This is a genomic window from Pseudomonas migulae NBRC 103157 (assembly GCF_002091715.1).
GTDB classification, from domain to species: Bacteria; Pseudomonadota; Gammaproteobacteria; order Pseudomonadales; family Pseudomonadaceae; genus Aquipseudomonas; species Aquipseudomonas migulae_A.
Genome location: NZ_BDAG01000042.1, coordinates 33,681 through 55,261, shown reverse-complemented (window position 1 = coordinate 55,261; position 21,581 = coordinate 33,681). Strand labels below are relative to the sequence as shown.

The 21,581-nt window shown below is 60.1% G+C and carries 17 protein-coding genes; 16 read left to right on the top strand and 1 reads right to left on the bottom strand.

The window, feature by feature from the left end; translation table 11 throughout:
• Nucleotides 1–7: 7 nt before the first annotated feature.
• Complete coding sequence (locus PMI01S_RS25475) at nt 8–994, bottom strand: bifunctional helix-turn-helix transcriptional regulator/GNAT family N-acetyltransferase (protein WP_090473901.1); 987 nt, start codon at nt 992–994, stop codon at nt 8–10.
• Between the two features lie 207 nt (nt 995–1,201).
• Between PMI01S_RS25475 and PMI01S_RS25470 the strand changes: the two genes are divergently transcribed.
• From PMI01S_RS25470 to PMI01S_RS25395, 16 genes are all read left to right on the top strand, one after another.
• Nucleotides 1,202–2,512 (top strand): flavin-containing monooxygenase, encoded by a 1,311-nt coding sequence (locus PMI01S_RS25470; protein WP_084322877.1) that lies wholly within the window; start codon nt 1,202–1,204, stop codon nt 2,510–2,512.
• Between the two features lie 24 nt (nt 2,513–2,536).
• Complete coding sequence (locus PMI01S_RS25465) at nt 2,537–2,953, top strand: RidA family protein (RefSeq protein WP_046027689.1); 417 nt, start codon at nt 2,537–2,539, stop codon at nt 2,951–2,953.
• A gap of 163 nt (nt 2,954–3,116) precedes the next feature.
• The gene (locus PMI01S_RS25460; RefSeq protein WP_084322876.1) at nt 3,117–3,794 is read left to right on the top strand and encodes a DUF1028 domain-containing protein; all 678 of its coding nucleotides are present in this window, start codon (nt 3,117–3,119) and stop codon (nt 3,792–3,794) included.
• A complete protein-coding gene (gene argE / locus PMI01S_RS25455; protein WP_084322875.1) occupies nt 3,791–4,942 on the top strand; it encodes an acetylornithine deacetylase in 1,152 nt (383 codons plus the stop codon). The genes PMI01S_RS25460 and argE overlap by 4 nt, the downstream gene beginning before the upstream one ends.
• A gap of 286 nt (nt 4,943–5,228) precedes the next feature.
• Complete coding sequence (locus tag PMI01S_RS25450; RefSeq protein WP_084322874.1) at nt 5,229–6,644, top strand: purine-cytosine permease family protein; 1,416 nt, start codon at nt 5,229–5,231, stop codon at nt 6,642–6,644.
• 578 nt (nt 6,645–7,222) lie between these two features.
• On the top strand, nt 7,223–8,533 hold the full coding sequence (locus PMI01S_RS25445) for a nucleotide sugar dehydrogenase (protein ID WP_084322873.1): 1,311 nt from the start codon (nt 7,223–7,225) through the stop codon (nt 8,531–8,533).
• 57 nt (nt 8,534–8,590) lie between these two features.
• Nucleotides 8,591–10,072 carry a glycosyltransferase family 2 protein gene (locus PMI01S_RS25440; protein WP_084322872.1) on the top strand — a complete coding sequence of 494 codons (1,482 nt, stop codon included), beginning with the start codon at nt 8,591–8,593 and terminating at the stop codon, nt 10,070–10,072.
• Between the two features lie 65 nt (nt 10,073–10,137).
• Nucleotides 10,138–11,352 carry an alginate biosynthesis protein Alg44 gene (locus tag PMI01S_RS25435; RefSeq protein ID WP_084322871.1) on the top strand — a complete coding sequence of 405 codons (1,215 nt, stop codon included), beginning with the start codon at nt 10,138–10,140 and terminating at the stop codon, nt 11,350–11,352.
• Nucleotides 11,349–12,749, top strand: a complete 1,401-nt coding sequence (locus PMI01S_RS25430; RefSeq protein ID WP_084322870.1) for an SEL1-like repeat protein — start codon at nt 11,349–11,351, stop codon at nt 12,747–12,749. The genes PMI01S_RS25435 and PMI01S_RS25430 overlap by 4 nt, the downstream gene beginning before the upstream one ends.
• Nucleotides 12,746–14,179 (top strand): alginate export family protein, encoded by a 1,434-nt coding sequence (locus PMI01S_RS25425; protein ID WP_084322869.1) that lies wholly within the window; start codon nt 12,746–12,748, stop codon nt 14,177–14,179. Before PMI01S_RS25430 ends, PMI01S_RS25425 begins: the two co-directional genes overlap by 4 nt.
• 83 nt (nt 14,180–14,262) lie before the next feature.
• Complete coding sequence (algG, locus tag PMI01S_RS25420; protein ID WP_084322868.1) at nt 14,263–15,777, top strand: mannuronan 5-epimerase AlgG; 1,515 nt, start codon at nt 14,263–14,265, stop codon at nt 15,775–15,777.
• 11 nt (nt 15,778–15,788) lie between these two features.
• A complete protein-coding gene (locus PMI01S_RS25415; RefSeq protein ID WP_084322867.1) occupies nt 15,789–17,186 on the top strand; it encodes an alginate O-acetyltransferase AlgX-related protein in 1,398 nt (465 codons plus the stop codon).
• Complete coding sequence (locus PMI01S_RS25410; RefSeq protein ID WP_235864422.1) at nt 17,183–18,277, top strand: mannuronate-specific alginate lyase; 1,095 nt, start codon at nt 17,183–17,185, stop codon at nt 18,275–18,277. The genes PMI01S_RS25415 and PMI01S_RS25410 overlap by 4 nt, the downstream gene beginning before the upstream one ends.
• Nucleotides 18,278–18,394: 117 nt before the next feature.
• A complete protein-coding gene (locus PMI01S_RS25405) occupies nt 18,395–19,816 on the top strand; it encodes a mannose-1-phosphate guanylyltransferase/mannose-6-phosphate isomerase (RefSeq protein WP_084322866.1) in 1,422 nt (473 codons plus the stop codon).
• Between the two features lie 119 nt (nt 19,817–19,935).
• Nucleotides 19,936–20,568 (top strand): CGNR zinc finger domain-containing protein, encoded by a 633-nt coding sequence (locus PMI01S_RS25400; RefSeq protein ID WP_084322865.1) that lies wholly within the window; start codon nt 19,936–19,938, stop codon nt 20,566–20,568.
• Nucleotides 20,569–20,680: 112 nt separating this feature from the next.
• Entirely contained in the window at nt 20,681–21,556 is an 876-nt protein-coding gene (locus PMI01S_RS25395; RefSeq protein ID WP_084322864.1) for an alpha/beta fold hydrolase, read from the top strand.
• The last annotated feature ends 25 nt before the right edge of the window (nt 21,557–21,581 follow it).

The window sequence follows — 21,581 nt, the reverse complement described above, 5'->3', positions numbered from 1 at the left end:
GGGCAGTTTACAGCGTCACATGGTGACTTGCGCCTTCTGACAGAGCATCGGGCCTGCGGCGGGTGAATTGCTGTTCGGTGACGACGCGACCCCACTGACTCCCTTGCTCCTCTTGCGTCAGCACAAATCCAGCCGATTCATAGAGTCGACGCGCGGCGTCAAGACCCTTGAACGTCGATAGCTCGATGGCCTCGAAGCCAAACCGATCGCAGAACTCGACCGCCTCGCGCAACAACTGGCGGCCAACCCCGCCACCACGACAACCATCGTCAAGGATGAACCAGCGCAGGTGGGCCTGGTTGTTGCCCAGATCCTGCCCATCGATGGCGATCGAGCCGACGATGCGATCATTCACTGTCGCCACCCAGAGGTTGTTGCATGGCTGATCCAGACGCCCCACGAACTCGGCAACGCCGCTGGCGACCATGCTCTCAAAAAACTGCCCGAATCCGGAGTGCCTGGCGTAGAAGGCGGCATGCATTTCCGTCACGCGCCCAACCACTCCAGGGCGGTAACCGGCGCTGATTTCGACCGAGGTGCGCGGCGTTTGGCCTTCGCCTGTACGACGCGCAGTCAAGGCATGGGCATACGCAGAAAGCCCCTGGGCGACCGCCTGTTGTTGCGAGGGATTCAAGTAGTCCAACGCCGTTTTGACTTGCGTTTGACTGTAGGCATGGATCGCAGCAACCGTGCGCCGGCCCTGCTTCGTCAGTTGCAGTCGCTTGATGCGACCATCGGTGCCGGCACTTTCCAACAACTCTCCGGCCTTGATGAGCCTGGCCACCATGCGGCTGACACTGGACTTGTCCAGGTCGAGCAACTGCACGAGCTGAGCGGCAGTCAGGGCCACTCGTGCCTCGATTTCCAACAGTGTGTGTACAGCGGAAGGTGAATAGTCGGTGGCCGCCAATGTGGCACGCATAAAGCCCAACTCACGAACCATTGTGCGCGAGGCAGAGCGGATTTCTTCAACCAGAGCGGGATGAGCAGTCACTTCAGGCCTCCCCTGAAAATAGTTGCACTATACAACCATATCCTGGCGCAGGGGTTCAACAGGCGCTGAGTCAAACGCTCTGCCTCAGTTATTTATACTCAAATGCCAGCTTAATAATATTTTACCGATACCAGGGTCATCCCTAGTCTTGAGCCCAAGAAATGGCAGGCCGCTCGCGACCTGACTCCAACGTCGAAGGGTATTGAGATGACCACTGAAAAAATAAAAACAGATACGCTGATTGTTGGCGCCGGTCAGGCTGGCGTGGCCATGAGTGAACACCTGAGCAAACTGGGCGTGCCGCACCTGGTGCTGGAACGTAACCGTATTGCCGAGCGCTGGCGCACCGGGCGTTGGGATTCGCTGGTGGCGAATGGTCCGGCGTGGCACGACCGCTTTCCGGGCCTTGATTTTGACGACCTCAGCCCCGACGCGTTTGCGCCCAAAGAACGTGTCGCCGATTACTTCGAAGCCTATGCGAAGAAGTTCAACGCGCCGATCCGCACCGGTGTGGAGGTGCTGAAGGTCGAACGCAACGTCGGTCGCGCGGGATTCACCATTGAAACCTCTGAAGGCGTGATCGAAGCCAACCGCGTGGTCGCCGCCACCGGGCCGTTCCAGCGTCCGGTCATCCCGCCGATTGCACCGCAAGATCAGCCGTTCCTGCAGATTCACTCCGCCGATTACCGCAACCCGCAGCAATTGCCGGAAGGTGCTGTTCTGGTCGTCGGTGCCGGCTCGTCGGGCGTGCAGATCGCCGATGAATTGCAGCGTGACGGCAAGCAGGTTTATCTCTCCGTCGGCGCCCACGACCGCCCTCCTCGCGCCTATCGCAACCGGGATTTCTGCTGGTGGCTGGGTGTGCTCGGCGAATGGGACCAGGCGGCGATGAAGCCGGGCCGGGAACACGTCACCATCGCGGTAAGTGGCGCGCATGGCGGCCGCACCGTGGACTTCCGTGGCCTCGCTCATCGCGGAATGACGCTGGTCGGCCTGACTCAATCATTCAATGGCGGTGTGGCGACGTTCCAACCGAACCTGGCCGAGAACCTGGCGCGTGGTGATGAGAATTATCTGGCGTTGCTCAACGCTGCCGACGCTTACATCGAACGCAATGGCCTCGATCTGCCGGAAGAACCTGAAGCGCGCATCACCTTCCCCGATCCGGCCTGCGTGACCCACCCGATTCTTGAACTCAACCTGGCCAAGGCCGGCGTGACCTCGATCATCTGGGCCACCGGGTTTGCCACGGATTACAGCTGGCTCAACGTTGACGCCTTCGACGACAAGGGCAAACCGCAACATCAACGCGGCGTGTCCAGTGAACCGGGTGTGTATTTCCTCGGGCTGCCCTGGCAGTCGCGTCGCGGGTCTTCGTTTATCTGGGGCGTTTGGCACGACGCCAAGTATGTGGCTGATCACATCGCCATTCAGCGTTCCTATCTCGACTACCACGATGCGGCGCAACGCGAGGCCGAAAAAGCCCCGGTCGCCCACAAAACAACGGTCAATGCCTAAGCCTTTTTCTGTCAGGAGCTTTAAATGTCCACGCCAACCCACACCCGTATTCGCATGTTCAACACCAAGGAAACCTACCCGAACCAGAGCCTGGACAACGACCTGTGCCAAGCCGTCCGCGCGGGCAACACGGTTTATGTTCGCGGCCAGGTCGGGACTGATTTCGAAGGCAATCTGGTGGGTCTCGGTGACCCGAGAGCCCAGGCCGAGCAGGCCATGCGCAACGTCAAGCAGTTGCTGGAAGAAGCTGGCAGCGACCTGAGCCACATCGTGAAAACCACGACTTACCTGATCGATCCGCGGTATCGCGAGCCGGTTTATCAGGAAGTGGGCAAGTGGTTGAAAGGCGTGTTTCCGATTTCGACCGGGTTGGTGGTGTCGGCGTTAGGGCAGCCGCAGTGGTTGATGGAGATTGATGTGATTGCGGTGATTCCCGAATAAACCGGTAGACCGCGTCGCGGCCATCGCAGGCAAGCCAGCTCCCACAGGTCAGTCGTCGTGTACACATTTTTGGGCCGCTGAAGATCCCTGCGGGAGCGGGCTTGCCCGCGAAGGCGTCAGATCTGACAACCACTTTGCCAAGGCAAACCAAGGAGCAAAAAACATGACCTTCTCCATCGCCGCCCGTTGCCCCGAAACCGGTCAGCTCGGCATTGCGATCAGTTCCTCCAGCATCGCCGTCGGCGCCCGCTGCCCCTGGCTGCTGCCGGGTGTCGGAGCCGTCTCCACACAGAACATCACCCTCCCGTCCCTAGGACCGGACGTCCTCGCCCTCCTGGAGCAAGGCCTCGCCCCAGCCGAAGCGCTGGACAAAGTGCTCACGCGCAACGGCTACAGCCAATACCGGCAGATCACTGCGATTGACCACCTCGGCCAGACCGCCCATTTCAGCGGCGCGCAAACCCTGGGCAACCACAACGCCGTGTCCGGCGAACAATGCGTCGCCGCCGGCAACATGCTTGCGGACCGCTCGGTGATTGAAGCCATGGTTGAAGCCTTCGAGCACGGCGAAGGGCAACTGGCCGACCGCTTGCTGGCCGCGATGAAAGCCGCCATCGCTGCCGGTGGCGAAGCCGGGCCGGTGCATTCGGCGGCGATGGTGGTGGTCGGCGAACTGACCTGGCCGATCATCAACCTGCGGGTCGACTGGGCGGACAAAGACCCCATCGGCCAGTTGGAAAAACTGTGGGACGCCTATCGCCCACAAGTCCAGGACTACATCGACCGCGCCCTCGCCCCGGACAAATCCCCCGGCTACGGTGTCGCCGGAGACGACCGATGAGCACCAGCCGCGATTTGCTGAAGACGCTGGTTGCATTCGACACCACAAGCCGCGAATCAAACCTGCACCTCATCGACTTTGTCCGCGACTACCTCGCGAGCTTTGACGTGCCGTGTGAGCGGGTCTACAACGAGCAACGCAGCAAGGCCAATCTGTTCGCCACCATAGGCCCGGCGCAGTTGCCGGGCATCGTGCTCTCGGGACATACCGATGTGGTGCCCGTCGACGGCCAGCCGTGGACCGTTGCACCGTTCGATCTCACTGAGCGCGATGGCAAGTTGTACGGTCGTGGAACGGCGGACATGAAGGGCTACATTGCCTGTGTGCTTGCCCTCGTTCCATCCTTGGTGAACGCCTCGTTGCGGCTGCCCGTGCATATCGCGCTCTCCTATGATGAAGAAGTCGGTTGCCTCGGCGTGCGTTCGTTGCTGGCGGAGCTGGAGCAACGGCCAGTCAAGCCGATGCTGTGCATCATCGGCGAGCCGACCGAGCTGAAACCGGTGCTCGGTCACAAAGGCAAACTGGCGATGCGCTGCGATATTCAGGGTCACGCGTGCCATTCGGCGTATGCGCCGCTTGGGGTCAATGCCATTGAATACGCCGCCGAACTGATCGGTGAGCTGGGACGGATCGGCGACAGGCTCAAAGCACCCGAGCATCAAGACGCGCGTTTTGATCCGCCTTTCAGCACCGTACAAACCGGCGTGATTGACGGCGGCAAGGCCTTGAACATCGTCCCTGCCGATTGCCGCTTCGACTTCGAGGTCCGTACCCTTCCATCCCACGATCCAGGCGACGTCGCCCAGGAACTGAAAACCTATGCCGAGCAGCAAGTGCTGCCGCGAATGCGTGCGGTGAGTGAACAGAGCGCGATTCGCTTCAGTGAACTCTCGGCATATCCCGGATTGGCGACGGATGCCCACAGCGAAGCGGCTGAGTTGATCGCCGCATTCTGCGGTTCCCGAGAGTTCGGCACAGTGGCCTTCGGCACCGAGGGCGGCCTTTTCGATGCCGCCGGAATTCCCACCGTCGTGTGCGGCCCCGGCAGTATGGATCAGGGCCACAAACCGGATGAATTCGTCAGCCTCGAACAACTGAATGGCTGTGACGCCATGCTGCAACGGATGCTGCTAACGATCAGCGAATAACAAAGATTTTGAACACCCCGAAAACCCTGCGGAAGCGGGCTTGCTCGCGAAGGCGGAGTGTCAGTCGACAATGATGTTGCCTGACACTCTGCCTTCGCGAGCAAGCCCGCTCCCACAGGGTTTTCGGCTGCCCGGCGACCTACATTTTTTAACGTCTATAACAACAATCTTTGTAATTTATCTATCCCCATCCACCGCACATCATCAACTCCAACAAGAAAAGCGTCGCCCCCGCGCGGCGCTCACCGAAGTACGTCCACGTACTCAAATTGCCTTGGAGTCCGTCATGGTTACCGCAGCAACAACCTCCGCCCCGCTCATCGAAAAACACACCATCGGCTATGTGCCGCCCGAAGATCGCCACGGCAAAACCCGTGACCTGTTCACCCTCTGGTTCGGCGGCAACATCGCCCCGCTGCCCATCGTCACCGGCGCCCTCGGCGTGCAGATGTTCCACCTGAATTTGGTGTGGGGCATCGTCGCCATCCTCGTCGGCCACCTGGTCGGCGGCGTGCTGATGGCGCTGCACTCGGCCCAAGGCCCGCAGATGGGCATTCCGCAGATGATCCAGAGCCGCGCCCAGTTCGGCTCCCTCGGCGCGCTGCTGGTGGTGCTGATCGCCGGCATCATGTACATCGGCTTCTTCGCCTCCAACATCGTCCTCGCCGGCAAATCCCTGCATGGCGTGGTCGACAGCGTGCCGGTGCCGGTGGGCATCGTCATCGGCGCCCTCGGTTCCGGCATCATCGGCATCATCGGCTATCGCTTCATCCATGTACTCAACCGCATCGGCACCTGGGTGCTCGGCGCCGGCATCGTGCTCGGCTTCGGCTACATCTTCACCCACGTGCAGACCGCCGACTTCCTCACCCGCGGCAGCTTCAACATCTCCGGCTGGCTCGCCACCGTCTCCCTCGCCGCGCTCTGGCAAATCGCCTTTGCGCCGTACGTCTCCGACTATTCGCGCTACCTGCCGGCCAACGTGCCCGTGGCCGCCACGTTCTGGACGACTTATCTGGGCACCGTGCTCGGTTCCAGCCTCTCGTTCATCTTCGGCGCCGTCGCCGTGCTCGCCACACCTGTCGGCATGGACACCATGGATGCCGTCAAACTCGCCACCGGCTCCATCGGCCCGCTGATGCTCGTGCTGTTCCTGCTCAGCGTCATCAGCCACAACGCCCTCAACCTCTACGGTGCCGTGCTGTCGCTGATCACCCTGGTACAAACGTTCGCCTACCGCTGGATTCCCACCGCGAAAAGCCGCGCCATCCTCTCGATCATCATTCTCGCCGCCTGCTGCTTCGCCGCCGTCGGTGCTTCCGCCAATTTCATCGGCCACTTCGTCGACATGGTGCTGGTGCTGCTCGTGGTGCTGGTGCCGTGGACCGCGATCAATCTGATCGACTTCTACGCCATTCACAAAGGTCAGTACGACATCAACTCGATCTTCAAGGTGGATGGCGGGATCTATGGCCGGTACAACCCCCAGGCGTTGCTGGCGTATGCGATCGGGATTGCGGTGCAGATTCCGTTCATGAACACGCCGCTGTATGTCGGGCCAATTTCGGAGCACATCAATGGGGCCGACTTGTCCTGGCTGGTGGGCCTGATCATCACCTCGCCGCTCTACTACTGGCTGGCCAACCGCGACACCGCATACAAACGCCGCCTCTCCACCGCAAAACTCGCCAACAGCCTCTAGCCCTCCACACTTCGATCGCAAAAAAACCGCATTGATTGCGGTTTTTTTATTGCTTGATCGTTTTCCGCAGTTCCAAGACTTTGACTATCGAACACCCTCAAAACGCCAACAAAACTGTTATTAAAAAATTGACATGTCTCAGCAACTTTACACCCCAAGTAAAATTTGATTTCGCTGATTAAAAAACTGTAAAGCTGGTGTTGCACTGCGCCAGTGCCCGCTCAAAAAATCGATATAGCCACTCGCCTGTTTTTGGTGCAAAAACACATACCCAGCTTATAGAATCAATCTCGATAAGTTTGTCATATAACTGTTTTTATTAACATTTTTTATTATTTTGTCTTTTGGCACTTTCCTTGTAAGCCCTACCACTTATATTGGCAGCTTGAACTGTTCGAAATTTCTGTTAAAAAAAATGACAGTGCCGGCGCAATGTTTGTCTACACTCTTGTTTCTGCAAGTTCTGCCCGAAAAACACGTTGAACCAAACTGCCGCTTAGTTAGCCAGATAGAGCAACTGTCGGCCTGTATGGCATGCCGATGGCCTTTCGAAATCAGGGTATACGGGGAACTCACCAATGCGTATCAGCATATTTGGTTTGGGGTATGTGGGCGCTGTATGCGCGGGCTGTCTGTGTGCTCGCGGTCATGACGTAATCGGGGTGGATATCTCGCAGGTAAAAATCGACCTGATCAATCAGGGCAAGTCGCCCATCGTTGAGCCAGGCCTGGAGACTCTGCTCGAGCAGGGGGTGCATGTTGGGCGGCTGCGGGGGACCGGTGATGTAAAGGCCGCCATGATGGACACGGATATGTCGTTCATCGCCGTCGCTACACCCTGCAAGAAGAACGGCGATCTGGATCTGGTGTACATAGAGTCAGTCTGTCGCGAAATCGGCGAAGCCCTGCACACCAAGGACAGCTGGCACACGGTGGTGGTGCGCAGCACCGTACTGCCGGGCACCGTGAAGAACGTGGTGATCCCGATTCTTGAAGACTGCTCCGGCAAGAAGGCCGGGGTCGACTTCGGCGTGGCGATCAACCCGGAGTTCCTGCGTGAAAGCACCGCGATCAAGGATTACAACTGTCCGCCCATGACGGTGATCGGTGAACTCGACCAACGCAGCGGTGACATGCTCGTCGCGCTCTATCAAGAGCTGGACGCCCCGCTCCTGCGCAGGAGCATCGAAGTGGCGGAGATGATCAAGTACACCTGCAACGTCTGGCACGCGACCAAAGTGACCTTCGCCAATGAGATCGGCAATATTGCGAAGGCCGCCGGCGTGGACGGTCGCGATGTGATGGACGTGGTCTGCCAGGACACCAAACTCAACCTCTCGCGTTATTACATGCGCCCCGGCTTCGCGTTCGGCGGTTCGTGCCTGCCCAAGGATGTGCGTGCACTGAACTATCGCGCCGGGCAACTGGATGTCGAGCACCCGCTGCTGGCCTCGATCATGCGCAGCAATGCGGCGCAGGTACAGCGAGCCTTCGACATTATCACCAGCTACGGCAAACGGCGTATCGCCCTGCTCGGCCTGAGCTTCAAGGCGGGCACCGATGACCTGCGCGAAAGCCCGCTGGTCGAGTTGGCCGAAATGCTGATCGGCAAGGGCTATGACCTGCATATCTTCGACCGCAACGTTGAATACGCGCGCATCTACGGGGCCAACAAGGACTACATCGAGTCGAAGATCCCGCACCTGGCTTCGCTGTTACGCGCCGACCTTACGAAAGTGATCGAGGAGGCGGATGTGATTGTGCTGGGTAACGGTGACGAGTCCTTCAAAGCCATCGCACTCGATGTGCCCGAAGGCAAGCAAGTGGTCGACCTGGTGGGTTTCATGCCGTACGCCAGTGACGATCGGCTCGAAGGCATCTGCTGGTAAGAGAAGCACCGAACTGCAACCCGAGCGATACGGGTCTATCGAACAGGGGCCACAGGTATGGATGATTCCAGGGATTACTTGCGCGAAGCTGCGGGGTGGCTGCTCTACGTCACCGCGTTGATGGGGCTTGCACTGTTGCTGCCGCGCTCAGTGTTCGATCCCCAATCCAGGGACTTTCTCCTGTTGCTGGGGGCGGTCGGTATCTGGCGCTATACGATGGGCGCGATCCATTACCTTCGCGGATTACTGTTCCTTTATCTGGTGTTCCCTTACTACCGGCGCAAAGTCACCCGGCTCGGCAGCAGTGCCGATCCGTCCCACGTGTTTTTGCTGGTCACCAGTTTTCGTATCGATGCGTTGACCACGTCGCAGGTTTACCGCTCGGTGATCGAAGAGGCCATCGGTTGTGGTTACCCGACCACGGTGGTCTGTTCCATCGTAGAGCTGGCCGATGAGCTGCTGATAAAGGCACTCTGGGACAGCTATACCCCACCGAGTCGGGTCAAGTTGAGCTTTGTGCGGATTCCCGGCACCGGCAAGCGCGATGGCCTGGCCCACGGTTTTCGGGCGATTTCCCGGCACGTGCCGGATGCCGATGCAGTGGTGGCGGTGGTCGATGGCGATACCGTGCTCTCCGCCGGACTGGTGCGTCAGACCGTCTGCTGGTTCAAGCTGTTTCCGAACGTCGGCGGGTTGACCACCAATGAGTTCTGCGAGGTACGCGGAAGCTACCTGATGAGCCAATGGCACAAGCTGCGGTTCGCCCAGCGGCACATCAATATGTGTTCGATGGCACTGGGCAAGCGCGTGCTGACCATGACCGGGCGGATGTCGGTGTTTCGCGCCCAGGTGGTGACCAACCCCGGCTTTATCCAGGACGTTGAGCGCGATTATCTGGAGCACTGGCGCCTGGGACGATTCCGCTTTTTGACCGGTGATGACAAGTCCAGTTGGTACAGCTTGATGCGGCTGGGCTACGACACCTTTTATGTACCCGATGCAGCGATCAACACCGTCGAGCATCCCCCGGAAAAAAACTTCTTCAAGGCCAGCCGCAAGCTGATGTTCCGCTGGTATGGCAACAACCTGCGCCAGAACTCGCGGGCCCTGCACCTGGGTGTGCGGCGGTTGGGCTGGTTCACCTCGCTGGTGCTGCTGGACCAACGCGTATCGATGTGGGCCAGCCTGCTCGGGCCTTCAGTGGCGATCATTGCCAGCCTCAAATACACCTTCGCCTACCTGATGATTTATGTGCTCTGGATCGGCGTGACGCGCTTGATCCTGAGTCTTCTGTTGCTGGCTTCGGGACACCCGGTCGGTCCGGCTTACCCACTGATTCTCTATTACAACCAGCTGGTCGGCGCCATGGTGAAAATCTATGTGTTCTTCCGTCTCGACCAGCAATCGTGGACGCGCCAGAAAACCAGACTCGACCGCGGCCTGGCCAGCTATCAGCGCTGGTTCAATACCTGGTCGTCGCGGGCCATGACGTTTTCGGCGGGCAGTGTGTTTTGCGCACTGCTGATGTGGATTGTGTAGCACAGGTGTCAGGGCAGTCGGCAGGCCGTGCCGGATCGGTATCCATCGATGGGAAGGAACGCGTTATGAACACAGCTTTTGTTGCTGCTGATGACAATGTCGTGCATGAGTCGGAGGTGCAGCGTCAGCATGCGCGGCTGACGCTACCGGCGAGGATCAAGTTCCACGGACCTGACCGGGAGGCGCTCGATTGCGAGCTGATCGACTTGTCGGCCGGCGGATTCAGCCTGAGTCAGCCGGGTACATCGCTGATCGTGGGCCGGCAACACAAAGGCAAACTGGTGTTCCAGGTCGATGCGCTCGGGTTTGCCATCGACGTGGAATTTGTCGTGCGCTCGATCAACGACGATGGGCAGCGGATAGGTTGCGAGTTTCACAACCTGCGCCCTCGTGCGATTTCCGCCTTGCGCTACGTGATCACCTCTTACCTCTCAGGCGGGGTGATCAGCCTGGGTGACATGCTTGCGACCCAGCAACGCGACAACTTCACCAAGCCGCGCAAGCACGAAAGCGGCAACGGAATGGGCATTTTCGCACGCTTGCGGGCGACCACGATAAGCCTGCTGATGTTCCTGGTGGGACTGGCTGCCTTTGGGTATGTGGTGCATCAGTTGTATGGCATTTACTACGTCACTCATGCCGAATCGGCGCGGGTCAATGTCCCGGGTCAGTTGATTGGCCTACCGCGCGACGGCAGCGTCAATTCGTTGGTCAAGGTCGGATCGGTGGTGGCCAAGGGGGCGCCGCTGGCGACCTTTTCCGCCTCGCTGCTGGATGTGATGAAAGGCAATTTGCCGCCCGGGCAGGCGACCCCGGAGAACCTTGAGCGCCTGTTCAGCCGAACCCTGCAAGGCTCGCTGACCAGCCCTTGCGATTGCCGGGTGGTGTCGCAGCTGGTGCCGGACGGCCAGGTCGTCGGCAAGGGCACCACGGTGTACGAATTGATGCCGATCGACGGTGTGGCAACCATCGAGGCGCGCTTCCCCTACAAGAACTTTGCCAAGATCCAGCCTGGCAAAGTGGTGAATTTCCAGCTGATCGGTGAAGAACTGCCTCGCACGGGCAAAATCACCGCGGTGGCGCTGGACAACGGCGGCCTGGCCTCCGACCTGCGGGTCACCATTGAGCCTGACAGCCCCTTGCAGACTGATCAGGCCGGGCGTCCGGTGGAGGTCAGTATCGAAGAGCTGCAGGGCAACGCTTTGGTGCAGAACGCCACGGCAGCCAATACCTGGGTGAAAAACGCCTGGATGAATAAAGTCATGGCGGCCGGAAAATGAACGGCGCATGGCGATCGGGGCTGCAGTTTTCAGCGCTGGCCGCTGCGCTGACGATAATCCACGGTTGCGGCACCCTGCCCGATCAAGGGTTGGCGCGCGAGGCCATGGAGCGCGGCGATTATGAAACGGCGCGCAAGAATTACGCGGCGCTGGCCGAGGACGGCTATGCCGATGCCCAGGCCGGGATGGGCGACTTGACCGCATCGGCGGGCGACCCGGCGAGCCTGAAAGAAGCAGAGGTCTTGTACCGGCAGGCCGCGCCGGAATCGGTCAAGGCGCAGTCGCGCCTGGGCCGTTTGTTGCTGCGTCAGAGCCCGGGCGATCCCCAGAAAGTGCAAGAAGCCCGGCAGTTGCTGGAAGGTGCGCTGGATAAAGGCGAATTCAGTGCGGTGGTGCCGCTGACGTTGTTGTACCTGGGCTACCCGCGAATGGCGCCCGTGGTGGATCCGCAGCAGAAAGTCGATAGCTGGCGTGCCCAGGGCATTGTCGAGGCGGACCTGGCGCAGATTCTGATTTACCGCAATCAAGGCACCTATAACGCGCACCTGCCGCAGATCGAACAGTTGTGCCGGGCTCGGCTGGCGGTACTCGATGCCTGTTATGTGGAGCTGGCCACCATCAACCGGATGCGTGCCCAGCCCAAGGCGCAGGCAGACCTGCTGGCGCAGTTGCGCCAAGGCTTTCGCGAGGGACGAGTCGCGCCCCTGCGAGTCGAATCAGTGGCGCGCGTACTGTCGTCGCCCGCCCTCGAAGGCCCGCCCGATCCGCAAAGCGCCCAGCGTCTGCTCGAGGAACTGGCACCGGTCTATCCGCCGGCCTGGACCAGCCTGGCACGGTTGATCGACGACTACCCCGCGCAAGGCGACGCGCCGCAATTGATCTCGGCCTTGCAGCGCGGGCGCGAAGCGGGCGATCCACGGGCGGAACTGCTGACCGGGCGGCTGTACTACCTCGGCAAATGGTTGCCACAGGATCCGCGCCTGGCGCAAGAGCATTTGCTCAAGGCGGCCGCAGCCGGTGAAGTCGGGGCGCATTACTACCTGGGCCAGTTGTACCGACGCGGTTATCTGGGCCAGGTCGAACCACAAAAAGCGCTGCTACATTTGTTGCTGGCAGCCCGCAATGGCTCGCCCAACGCCGATTTGGCCCTGGCCCACATGTTTTCCGACTCCCGTGGGGTCAAGGTCAATCGGATCAACGCTTATGTCTTTGCGCAACTCGCGCAACGCCAAGGCGCGGTCAATGCAGGGCCAGTACTGTCGGCCCTGCAGTCGGGTATGACCCCGGCGGAAAAGAAAATCGCGCAGCCCTTGCTTGAGGAAGAAGCCCAGGCTCGTCTGACGGGCGCGACTCTAGCCAGACTGCAAACTCCGGAAAATGGACAGGACTTACTATGAAGCAAGCATTATTGGCTGGTTGTGGTCTGGGAGTTTCGCTGTTGTGCAGCGCCGGTCTGGTGTTGGCAGCGGAAGTGGCGCCGAAGAATTTCGGCCTGGATGTGAAGATTACCGGTGAGTCGCAGGACGACCGGGACCTTGGCACGGCATCCGGTGGCACCCTCAACGATATAGGCATCGACTTGCGCCCCTGGGCCTTTGGCCAATGGGGCAACTGGAGTGCCTATACGATGGCGCAGGCGGTGGCGGCGACCGACACCATCGACACCGATACGGTGAACAACGGCGCCGACCAGAACAACACCCGTGAAGCGGATGACAGCTACCTCGCGCTTCGCGAGTTCTGGGTTGATTACTCGGGCATCACGGCCTATCCGGGCGAGCATCTGCGCCTGGGACGCCAGCGTCTGCGGGAGGACAGTGGCCAGTGGATGGACACCAACATCGAAGCGCTCAACTGGACTTTCGAAACCACGCTGCTGCGCACCCACATCGGCGCCGCCCAACGCTTTTCCGACTATCGCACCGATTTCGACGACCTGGCGCCCGAAGATGAAGATCGCTCCCATGTCTTCGCCGACATCTCTACGCAATGGACGCCCAATAACTGGGTGGGCCTGCGTGTCCATCACTCTGAGGACAGCGGCAGCCTGCCCGATCCTGGCGAGCAGGTCGATACACTCGACAAGACCAACACCGGCAGCCTGACCTGGGTCGGCCTCGAAGCGAACGGCGACGGCTACAACTATCGCTCGACGATGCCGGTCAATTACTGGGCCTCCGCGACCTGGCTGACCGGTGATCGCGAAAACCTCACCAGCGTGATCGACCCCGTCGGCGATCGAATCGCGACGGGCCACACCAGTGGCGACGTCAATGCCTGGGCCGCGGACCTGGGCCTGCGCTGGAACATCGATGAAAGCTGGCGCGTCGGTGCTGCCGCCGCCCGCGGCGACGGCGGTGGCAATGACCAGGAAAATCAGTACCAGCAAACCGGCCTGCAGAGCAACCGCTCCAACTTCACCGGCACGCGTTCACGCGTACACCGTTTCGGTGAAGCCTTTCGCGGTGAACTGAGCAACCTCCAGACGGCGACGCTGTTTGGCTCCTGGCAGATGCGCGAGGACTACGACGCCAGTCTCGTCTACCACCGCTTCTGGCGGGTCGACGACGAGCAGCAAACCGGCGACGACGGGATCGTCAATGCGGCGCTGGTGGACGGCGAGAAGGACCTGGGCCAGGAAGTCGATCTGGTCATGACCAAGTACTTCAAGCAAGGCCTGTTGCCCGCGAGCATGGTGGATTGGGTCGACGAACCTTCGGCGCTGATCCGCTTGCGCCTGGGCGTGTTCTTCCCGGGTGATGCCTACGCCAACGACACCGACTCGAGCATGCATCGGGCGTTCATTGATTTTGTCTGGAAAATCTAGGACCCGGTGATTGCCCACGGTGATGCCACCGTGGGCAACCGCACATTGATCACACCAGGCTGCATTTTTGATGAGTGAAACTTATGGACCGTGTCGTCAAGATAGGACTATTGCTCGCCGCAATGCTGTTGATGCAGACGGCAGGCGCCACGGCGGGTGACGTTCTGATACCGCGCTACTCCATCACCGAGGCTCCGGGAAAGCCGTTGCTGATCAAGGAACCGAAAATGCCCGACCTGTCCGGCTATACCGCCGAGGCAGTCGCCGCGAAGATTACCTACAAACCCGCCGGCCGCGCCTTGATCCAGCCGATGCTCAAGGAAAACGCACTCGACGAGTTCATCGGCGGACAGGATCGCTTCAAGGAATGGGTGGTGCGCCAGAAGCAAATGCCCGTGGCGATCTTCATCGACCGTGGCTACATGAGCCTGACGCAACTGGCCCGCAGCCTGCCGCAGACCGCCTTGCGCGAAACCGCGCCGGGGGTGTTTCTGGCGCGCCTGCCGATCGTCATTCGTCCCGGCGGGACTCTGCATATCGACAAATCGGTCAAGGAGTTGCGCTTGTCCCAGGACGGCGGTTCCTTCCTGGTCAATGACGGCAAACTCTTTATTACCGACACCAAGGTCAGCGCCTGGAGCGAGAAAGACAACAGCCCGGCCTGGTTCAAAAAAGACGACGTGTTTCGGCCGTTTCTCATCTCTTGGGGCGGCACCGAGACCTACATCGTCAACAGCACCATCACCAGCTTCGGCTACACCGAGAGCAAGAGCTATGGGGTGAGTATTTCCCAGTACAGCCCGAGCATGGCGCCGAAGATGAAGCGCAAAAAACCGACCGGCTGGCTGATCAATTCGCAGTTCGTCGACAACTATTTCGGCTTCTATTGCTACGAAGCCGACGACGTAGTGATTCTGCGCAACACCTATCGCGCAAACATCGTCTATGGCATCGACCCGCACGATCGTTCGCGTCGGCTGATCATTGCCCATAACGATGTCTTCGACACCCACAAGAAGCACGGCATCATCCTCTCGCGCGAGGTCAACGACAGCTGGATCATCTACAACCGCACCTACAACAATCAGCTGTCCGGCATTGTCCTGGACCGTTCCAGCTCAAATAACCTGCTGGCCTACAACGAGACCTACAAAAATCGCTCCGACGGCATCACCTTGTACGAGAGCGGCAATAACCTGATGTGGCGCAACCGCGCGGCAGACAATGACCGGCACGGGATCCGGGTGCGCAACAGCACCGGCGTGCGGCTGTATGAAAACGAGCTGATGGCCAATGCCCTGACCGGGATCTACGGTCACATCAAGGATTTGCGTGGCAGCGACCGCGATCTTAAAGAGGACCCCTACGAAGAAAAACTGTCGCTCACCGTGGTCGGCGGCAAGCTGATCGGTAACGGTTCCAGCCCCATCGCTGTGTTTTCACCCTCGCGCCTGGAACTCTATGACCTGACCTTTCTGGCGCCACAGAAACAGGACGGCCTGGCCTTCACCGGTTTGCTGGGAGAGGTTCAGGGTGACTTGATGGACATCCTCCTGCGCCGCCATGCCGCCGCGCTGATTTTGCCCGAGACACTGTGAGGAGCCTGCCGATGAACACCCTTCATGGATTTGCCGCTGTGTACCTGCTGTCCATGTCGATGGGGGCACAGGCGCTGCCGGAGTACACGGCCGAAGCCTGCTGCAAGCTGTGCCCGCAAGCGGCGCAGGCAACATTTTACGAGCAACCGGAGCTGAAAAATTATGCGACGCTGGTGGAGGCCAAAGACCAGTGGCTCTTCCGCACCCGTAGCGATTTGCGCACTGACTTCGGCCTCGATGACAACGGTTACAGAGCCCTCAAGCGCTTGCGCGACGGGCTCGCCCAACGCGGGGTCGAACTGGTGCTGGTGATGCCACCCAGTCGCGGCTTGTTGCACGCCGACCGCCTGACGCCGCTGGAACTGGCCACCTTCGATCAGGCCCGGGCACGGCAGAACTACGTGCAAACGCTGGACCGGGTGCGTGATTTGGGCATTCAGGTCGCCGACTTCAGCAACCTGCTGGGTGCGCCCCAGCCCGCCGGGCAGCCCTTCTACTTCAAGGGCGACCACAACTGGACACCCTTTGGCGCCGACCGCAGTGCCCAGTTGGTGGCGCAGACGCTCAAGGGCAGCGATGTGCTCAAGGCGTTGCCGCACCAGACCTTCACCAGCCAGCCGACCGGCCTGCTGGGACGCTCGGGTACGTTGCAAAAAGCCGCCGCGCAGATCTGCGGCAACGGCTATGCGGCGCAGTACGTCACCCGTTATCAAACCCGGGCCCAGGGCAACGCCAAAGGCCCCGCCAAGGTCGCCTTGATCGGCACCAGTGCCAGCGGCGAACTGTTCAACTTTGCCGGTTTCCTCGAACAATACCTGGAGACGCCGGTGCGCAATTTCAGCGTACCGGGCGGTGGCTACGATGATTCGATGATCGCCTACCTGCTCGGCGACGACTTCCAGAAAGACCCGCCAGCCGTGCTGGTTTGGGAAACCGATAATCTCGACAGCCTCGGCAAATCCAGCTTCTACCGGCAGGCGATGGCGGCGCTGAGCGATGGCTGCGAAAACCAGACGCCGCTGCTCAGAAGCCAGGCAAACCTGCACAGCGGACGCAACCAGGTGTTGTTCAACGGCGGTGGCGGCAATGTGTATCCGATCAAGGGCAATCGTTATCAGGTCGACCTCAGGTTCGCCGACCCGAGCGTGCGCATGATGAACGCGACCCTGACCTACATGAACGGTCGCCAGGAAAATATCAGTTTGAGCCGTTCCCCGACGGTCAATACCCAGGGCCGCTTCGCCTTCGAGCTGCGCGGCGACGGTGACTGGGACGATCAGACGTTTCTGTCCATGGACGTGCAGCCACCGCCGGGCATGAACACCACGTCGCTCTCGACCCGCTTGTGTGCCAAACCCGCCATCACGGCGGCACCGTCTCTGCGCACCGCGCAGTCGGAGGGACAATGATCCGTCAGGCGCACTGGGCCGCCATCAGCGTGGCCTTCATTCTGGCGGTGTCGAGCGTGCCGGTGACGGCCGCTCAACTTCGCCCGCCCCAGGGCTATTACGCGCCGGCCGTAGACAAAAAAGGCGACGCGCCGAGCTGCCCGACGACACCCAAACCCTATACCGGTGACCTGTTGATCCCCAGCAAGTACGAAGGCTCAGGCAAGGCGCGGGATCAGCTCAACGCCGAATCCAACAAACGCTACAAAGAAATGTCAGGCGATATCAACGAACTGGAAAAAGGCGTCAACAAACAAGTCGCCGCCTATTTGCGGCAAGGTCGCGCCGGTCATGTGGACTGCACATTGAGCTGGCTGGGCGACTGGGCCAAGGCGCAGGCGCTGCTGAGTACCACCTACACCCATACCGGCAAGTCGATGCGCAAATGGGCGCTGGGCAGTATTTCTTCGGCGTATTTGCGTCTCAAGTTTTCGCGCTCGCAACCATTGAAAGGCCGCGAGGCGCAGACCCGGCCGATCGAAGCCTGGATCGGCAAGGTTGCCGAACAGGTGGTGCGCGATTGGCGCGATCAGCCGCTGGACCGGCTCAACAACCACCAGTATTGGGCGGCATGGTCGGTCATGGCGGCCTCAGTGGTGGTCGATCGACGCGATCTGTTCGACTGGTCGGTTGCGCAGTTTCGCATCGGCGCTTCCCAGGTTGATGCGGACGGCTATCTGCCCAACGAATTGGGCCGCGAAACCCGCGCACTGGCTTACCACAACTACGCGATGGGGCCGCTGATGATGATCGCCTCCTTCGCCCAAGCCAACGGCGTCGACCTGCGCGAAGAAAACAATGGCGCCATGCGGCGTCTGGCCGCGCGGGTGGAAGAAGGCATCAAGGACCCAGGTTTGTTTGAACGCAAAACCGGCTACAAGCAGGCACTTGAGGACCTCAACGAGGACGGCAAGTTTGCCTGGCTGGAACCTTACTGCGCGCTGTACGACTGCTCGGCGCAAACCAACCGCTGGCGCCAGTCAGTCGAGCCGATGAAAAACTACCGCCTGGGCGGCGACATCACCCAGCTCTTTGCTGACCAGAAGGAATAACTGCATCAGCCGATGCGGCCATTCTGGATCGGGCTTGTGTTTTGAATAATGGAAGGCAGTCCTTCGCTGTGCGAAGCGCCTTTATGTCGATTGATGAAGGTGCGGGAGGTAAGAAAAATGATTCCAGTCATCCTGTCCGGCGGCAGTGGTTCGCGATTGTGGCCGCTGTCGCGCAAGTTGTACCCCAAACAATTCCTGAGCCTGGCCGGCGAAGGATCGCTGTTTCAACAAACCCTGCAGCGCCTGGCGTTCGATGGCATCGGCAAGCCGATCGTGGTCTGTAATCAGGAGCATCGCTTCCTCGTCAATGAGCAACTCGCCGCCATCGGCTGCACCCCGAAGGCGATCCTGCTCGAACCCTTCGGTCGCAACACCGCACCGGCGGTGGCGCTGGCGGCCCTGAAACTGATCGCCGATGGTCGCGACGAGCTCATGCTGGTACTGCCTGCCGACCATGTGATCAGCGACGTTCCCGCCTTGCGCGCCACACTGGCAAACGCGCAGGAGGAAGCGCTCAAAGGCAACCTCGTGCTGTTCGGCATTCCGGCAACGCGCCCGGAAACCGGCTTCGGCTACATCAAGGCCGACTGCAGTGATGCCGACGCCAGTGCTTTCAAGGTCGAAAAATTCATCGAGAAACCCGACGCACAAACCGCCGCCGAATTTGTCCGCTCCGGCGAGTACTTCTGGAACAGCGGCATGTTCCTGTTCCGTGCCAGCCGCTATCTCGAAGAGCTGCGCACGCACGAACCGGACATGTACGAGAACTGCGTGCTCGCCCTGGAGCGTAGCCCCAGCAGCGAAGGCGTGACCAGCATCGATCGGGCCACCTTCGAATGCTGCCCGGACAACTCCATCGACTACGCGGTAATGGAACGCACCCAGCGCGCCTGGGTCGTCCCGCTCAGCGCTGGCTGGAGCGATGTCGGTTGCTGGTCTTCGCTGTGGGATGTGCACGAAAAGGACACCAACGGCAACGTACTCAAGGGCGATGTCGTCAGCTACAACAGCCGCAGTTGCTACGTACATGGCAGTAGCAAGCTGGTGACCCTGCTCGGGGTGGAAAATCTGGTCGTGATAGAAACCGAGGATGCACTGATGGTCGCGCACCGCGACAACGTGCAAGACGTGAAAAAACTGGTGAATACGCTCGACGCCCAAAACCGCTCGGAAACCCAGAACAACTGTGCGGTGTATCGTCCTTGGGGCAGTTACCATTCGGTGGACAACGGCATCCGCCACCAGGTCAAACACATCACCGTGAAGCCTGGCGCGCAACTGTCCCTGCAAATGCATCACCACCGCGCCGAACACTGGATCGTGGTCTCAGGCACCGCCCAGGTGACCTGCAACGACAAGGTGTTCCTGCTCACTGAAAACCAGTCCACCTACCTCCCGATCGCATCGGTACATCGGCTGGCCAACCCCGGAAAAATCCCGTTGGAAGTTATCGAAGTGCAGACCGGCAGCTACCTGGGCGAGGACGATATCAAGCGTCTGGAAGATGTCTACGGCAGGAACCAGGAGGTAAAGAGCTGAGCCGGATCAGTAACCACACTGAGAATCACAAAGAGGTTATCAATTCAATAGTAACTTGTCGAATGCCTTTTGAGTGGTTACGCTAAACCTTATCAATCCAGGCTTTAGTGGACACCCTCATGAACAGCACTTCCCGTGGACCGGCCCTCTTCGTCGCCGACGCCGCCGCTCTCGATTTCCTGAACTCGATAGCAACGCCCGTCGATGAACCCGTCGACTGGATCGACGACGGCAACGGCTGGCTCGATTGGCTGAAACAATCGGGCTGGGTGGAAGACGAGATACTGCAACGGCTTCAGGCCCAAGCGATGCCGGGCGAGCTGGAAACAGTTGCGGCGCAGGCACGTTCATTGCGCGAGTGGTTTCGTGGCTTTGTCCTGAAATACAAAGGCAAACCGCTGGAGGCCGCGGCCCTGAAAGAGCTCGACGCCTTGAACCGCTTGCTCGAACGGGACGAGAAGTACACACAGATCAGGCTGCAGGACGGTAAAACACCGAAACTCGCCTGGGAACTGAAACGCCGCTGGCGCAGCCCGGATTCCCTGCTGCTGCCCCTGGGCGAAGTGCTCGCGCAGTTCGTCAGCGATGAAGATTTTACCAACGTCAAATGCTGTGAAGGACCGAGCTGCACCCTGATGTTCGTCGACCACACCCGTGGCAGAAAACGCCGCTGGTGCAGCATGGCCGTCTGCGGAAACAGGGCGAAAGCGGCGGCCCATCGCGAACGGCAAAAGAAAGCAATCGATGCATGAGGCCGAAAACAAGTAACCCCTTAAAATTGCTTTGACAGGTTACTTTTATCGTGCCAGATTCAGTCTCGCAAACCGGCTTGAACTCATCCAGGCGGTTACGAGGACAATAATCATGACGACCACCACTGCACCCATTCGCTACACATTCGCCGACGTCGACGGCGTCCGCGTCTTCTACCGTGAGGCAGGAGAACCAGGCAAGCCGACCCTCCTTCTGCTCCATGGCTTTCCCAGCTCATCCCACCAGTTCCGCCAGCTCATCCCGTTGCTCTCTGCGCACTTCCACATCATCGCCCCGGACCTGCCCGGGTTTGGATTCACCGAGGTGCCTGCGGAGCGCGAATACGCGTACAGCTTCGACGCACTGGCAGAAACGCTGGGCCATTTCGTCGAGACCCTCGGGCTGAAACGCTACGCGATGTACGTCTTCGATTACGGCGCACCGACCGGCCTGAGACTGGCGGTCAAACACCCCGAAAGAATGACCGCGCTGATCTCGCAAAACGGCAACGCCTACCTCGAAGGACTGGGCGATGCCTGGGCGCCGATCAGAGCTTACTGGGCAGAACCGTCGGCCGAGAACCGCCAGGTCATCGCCGATGCGATCCTGCACCTGGAAGGCACGCTCTGGCAGTACGAACACGGCGTCAGCACGCCGGAGCTCATCGCCCCCGAGTCCTACACCCTCGACGCGCTGCTATTGGAGCGGCCGGGCAACAAAGACATCCAGCTCGACCTGTTCCTGGACTACGCGAACAACCTCAAACGCTACCCGGACTTTCAGCGCTTCTTCCGTGAGACCCAACTGCCGACACTGGCCATCTGGGGCCAGAACGACCCCTTCTTCATCCCGCCTGGCGCAGAAGCGTTCAAACGCGACAACCCCAATGCCGTAGTCGAACTACTCGACACCGGACACTTCGCCCTCGAAACACACGTGGACTACATCGCGCAGCGCATCATCGAAGTGATTGGCAACGCCGCATAAAGGGATCACAGGCGGACGCAACAAT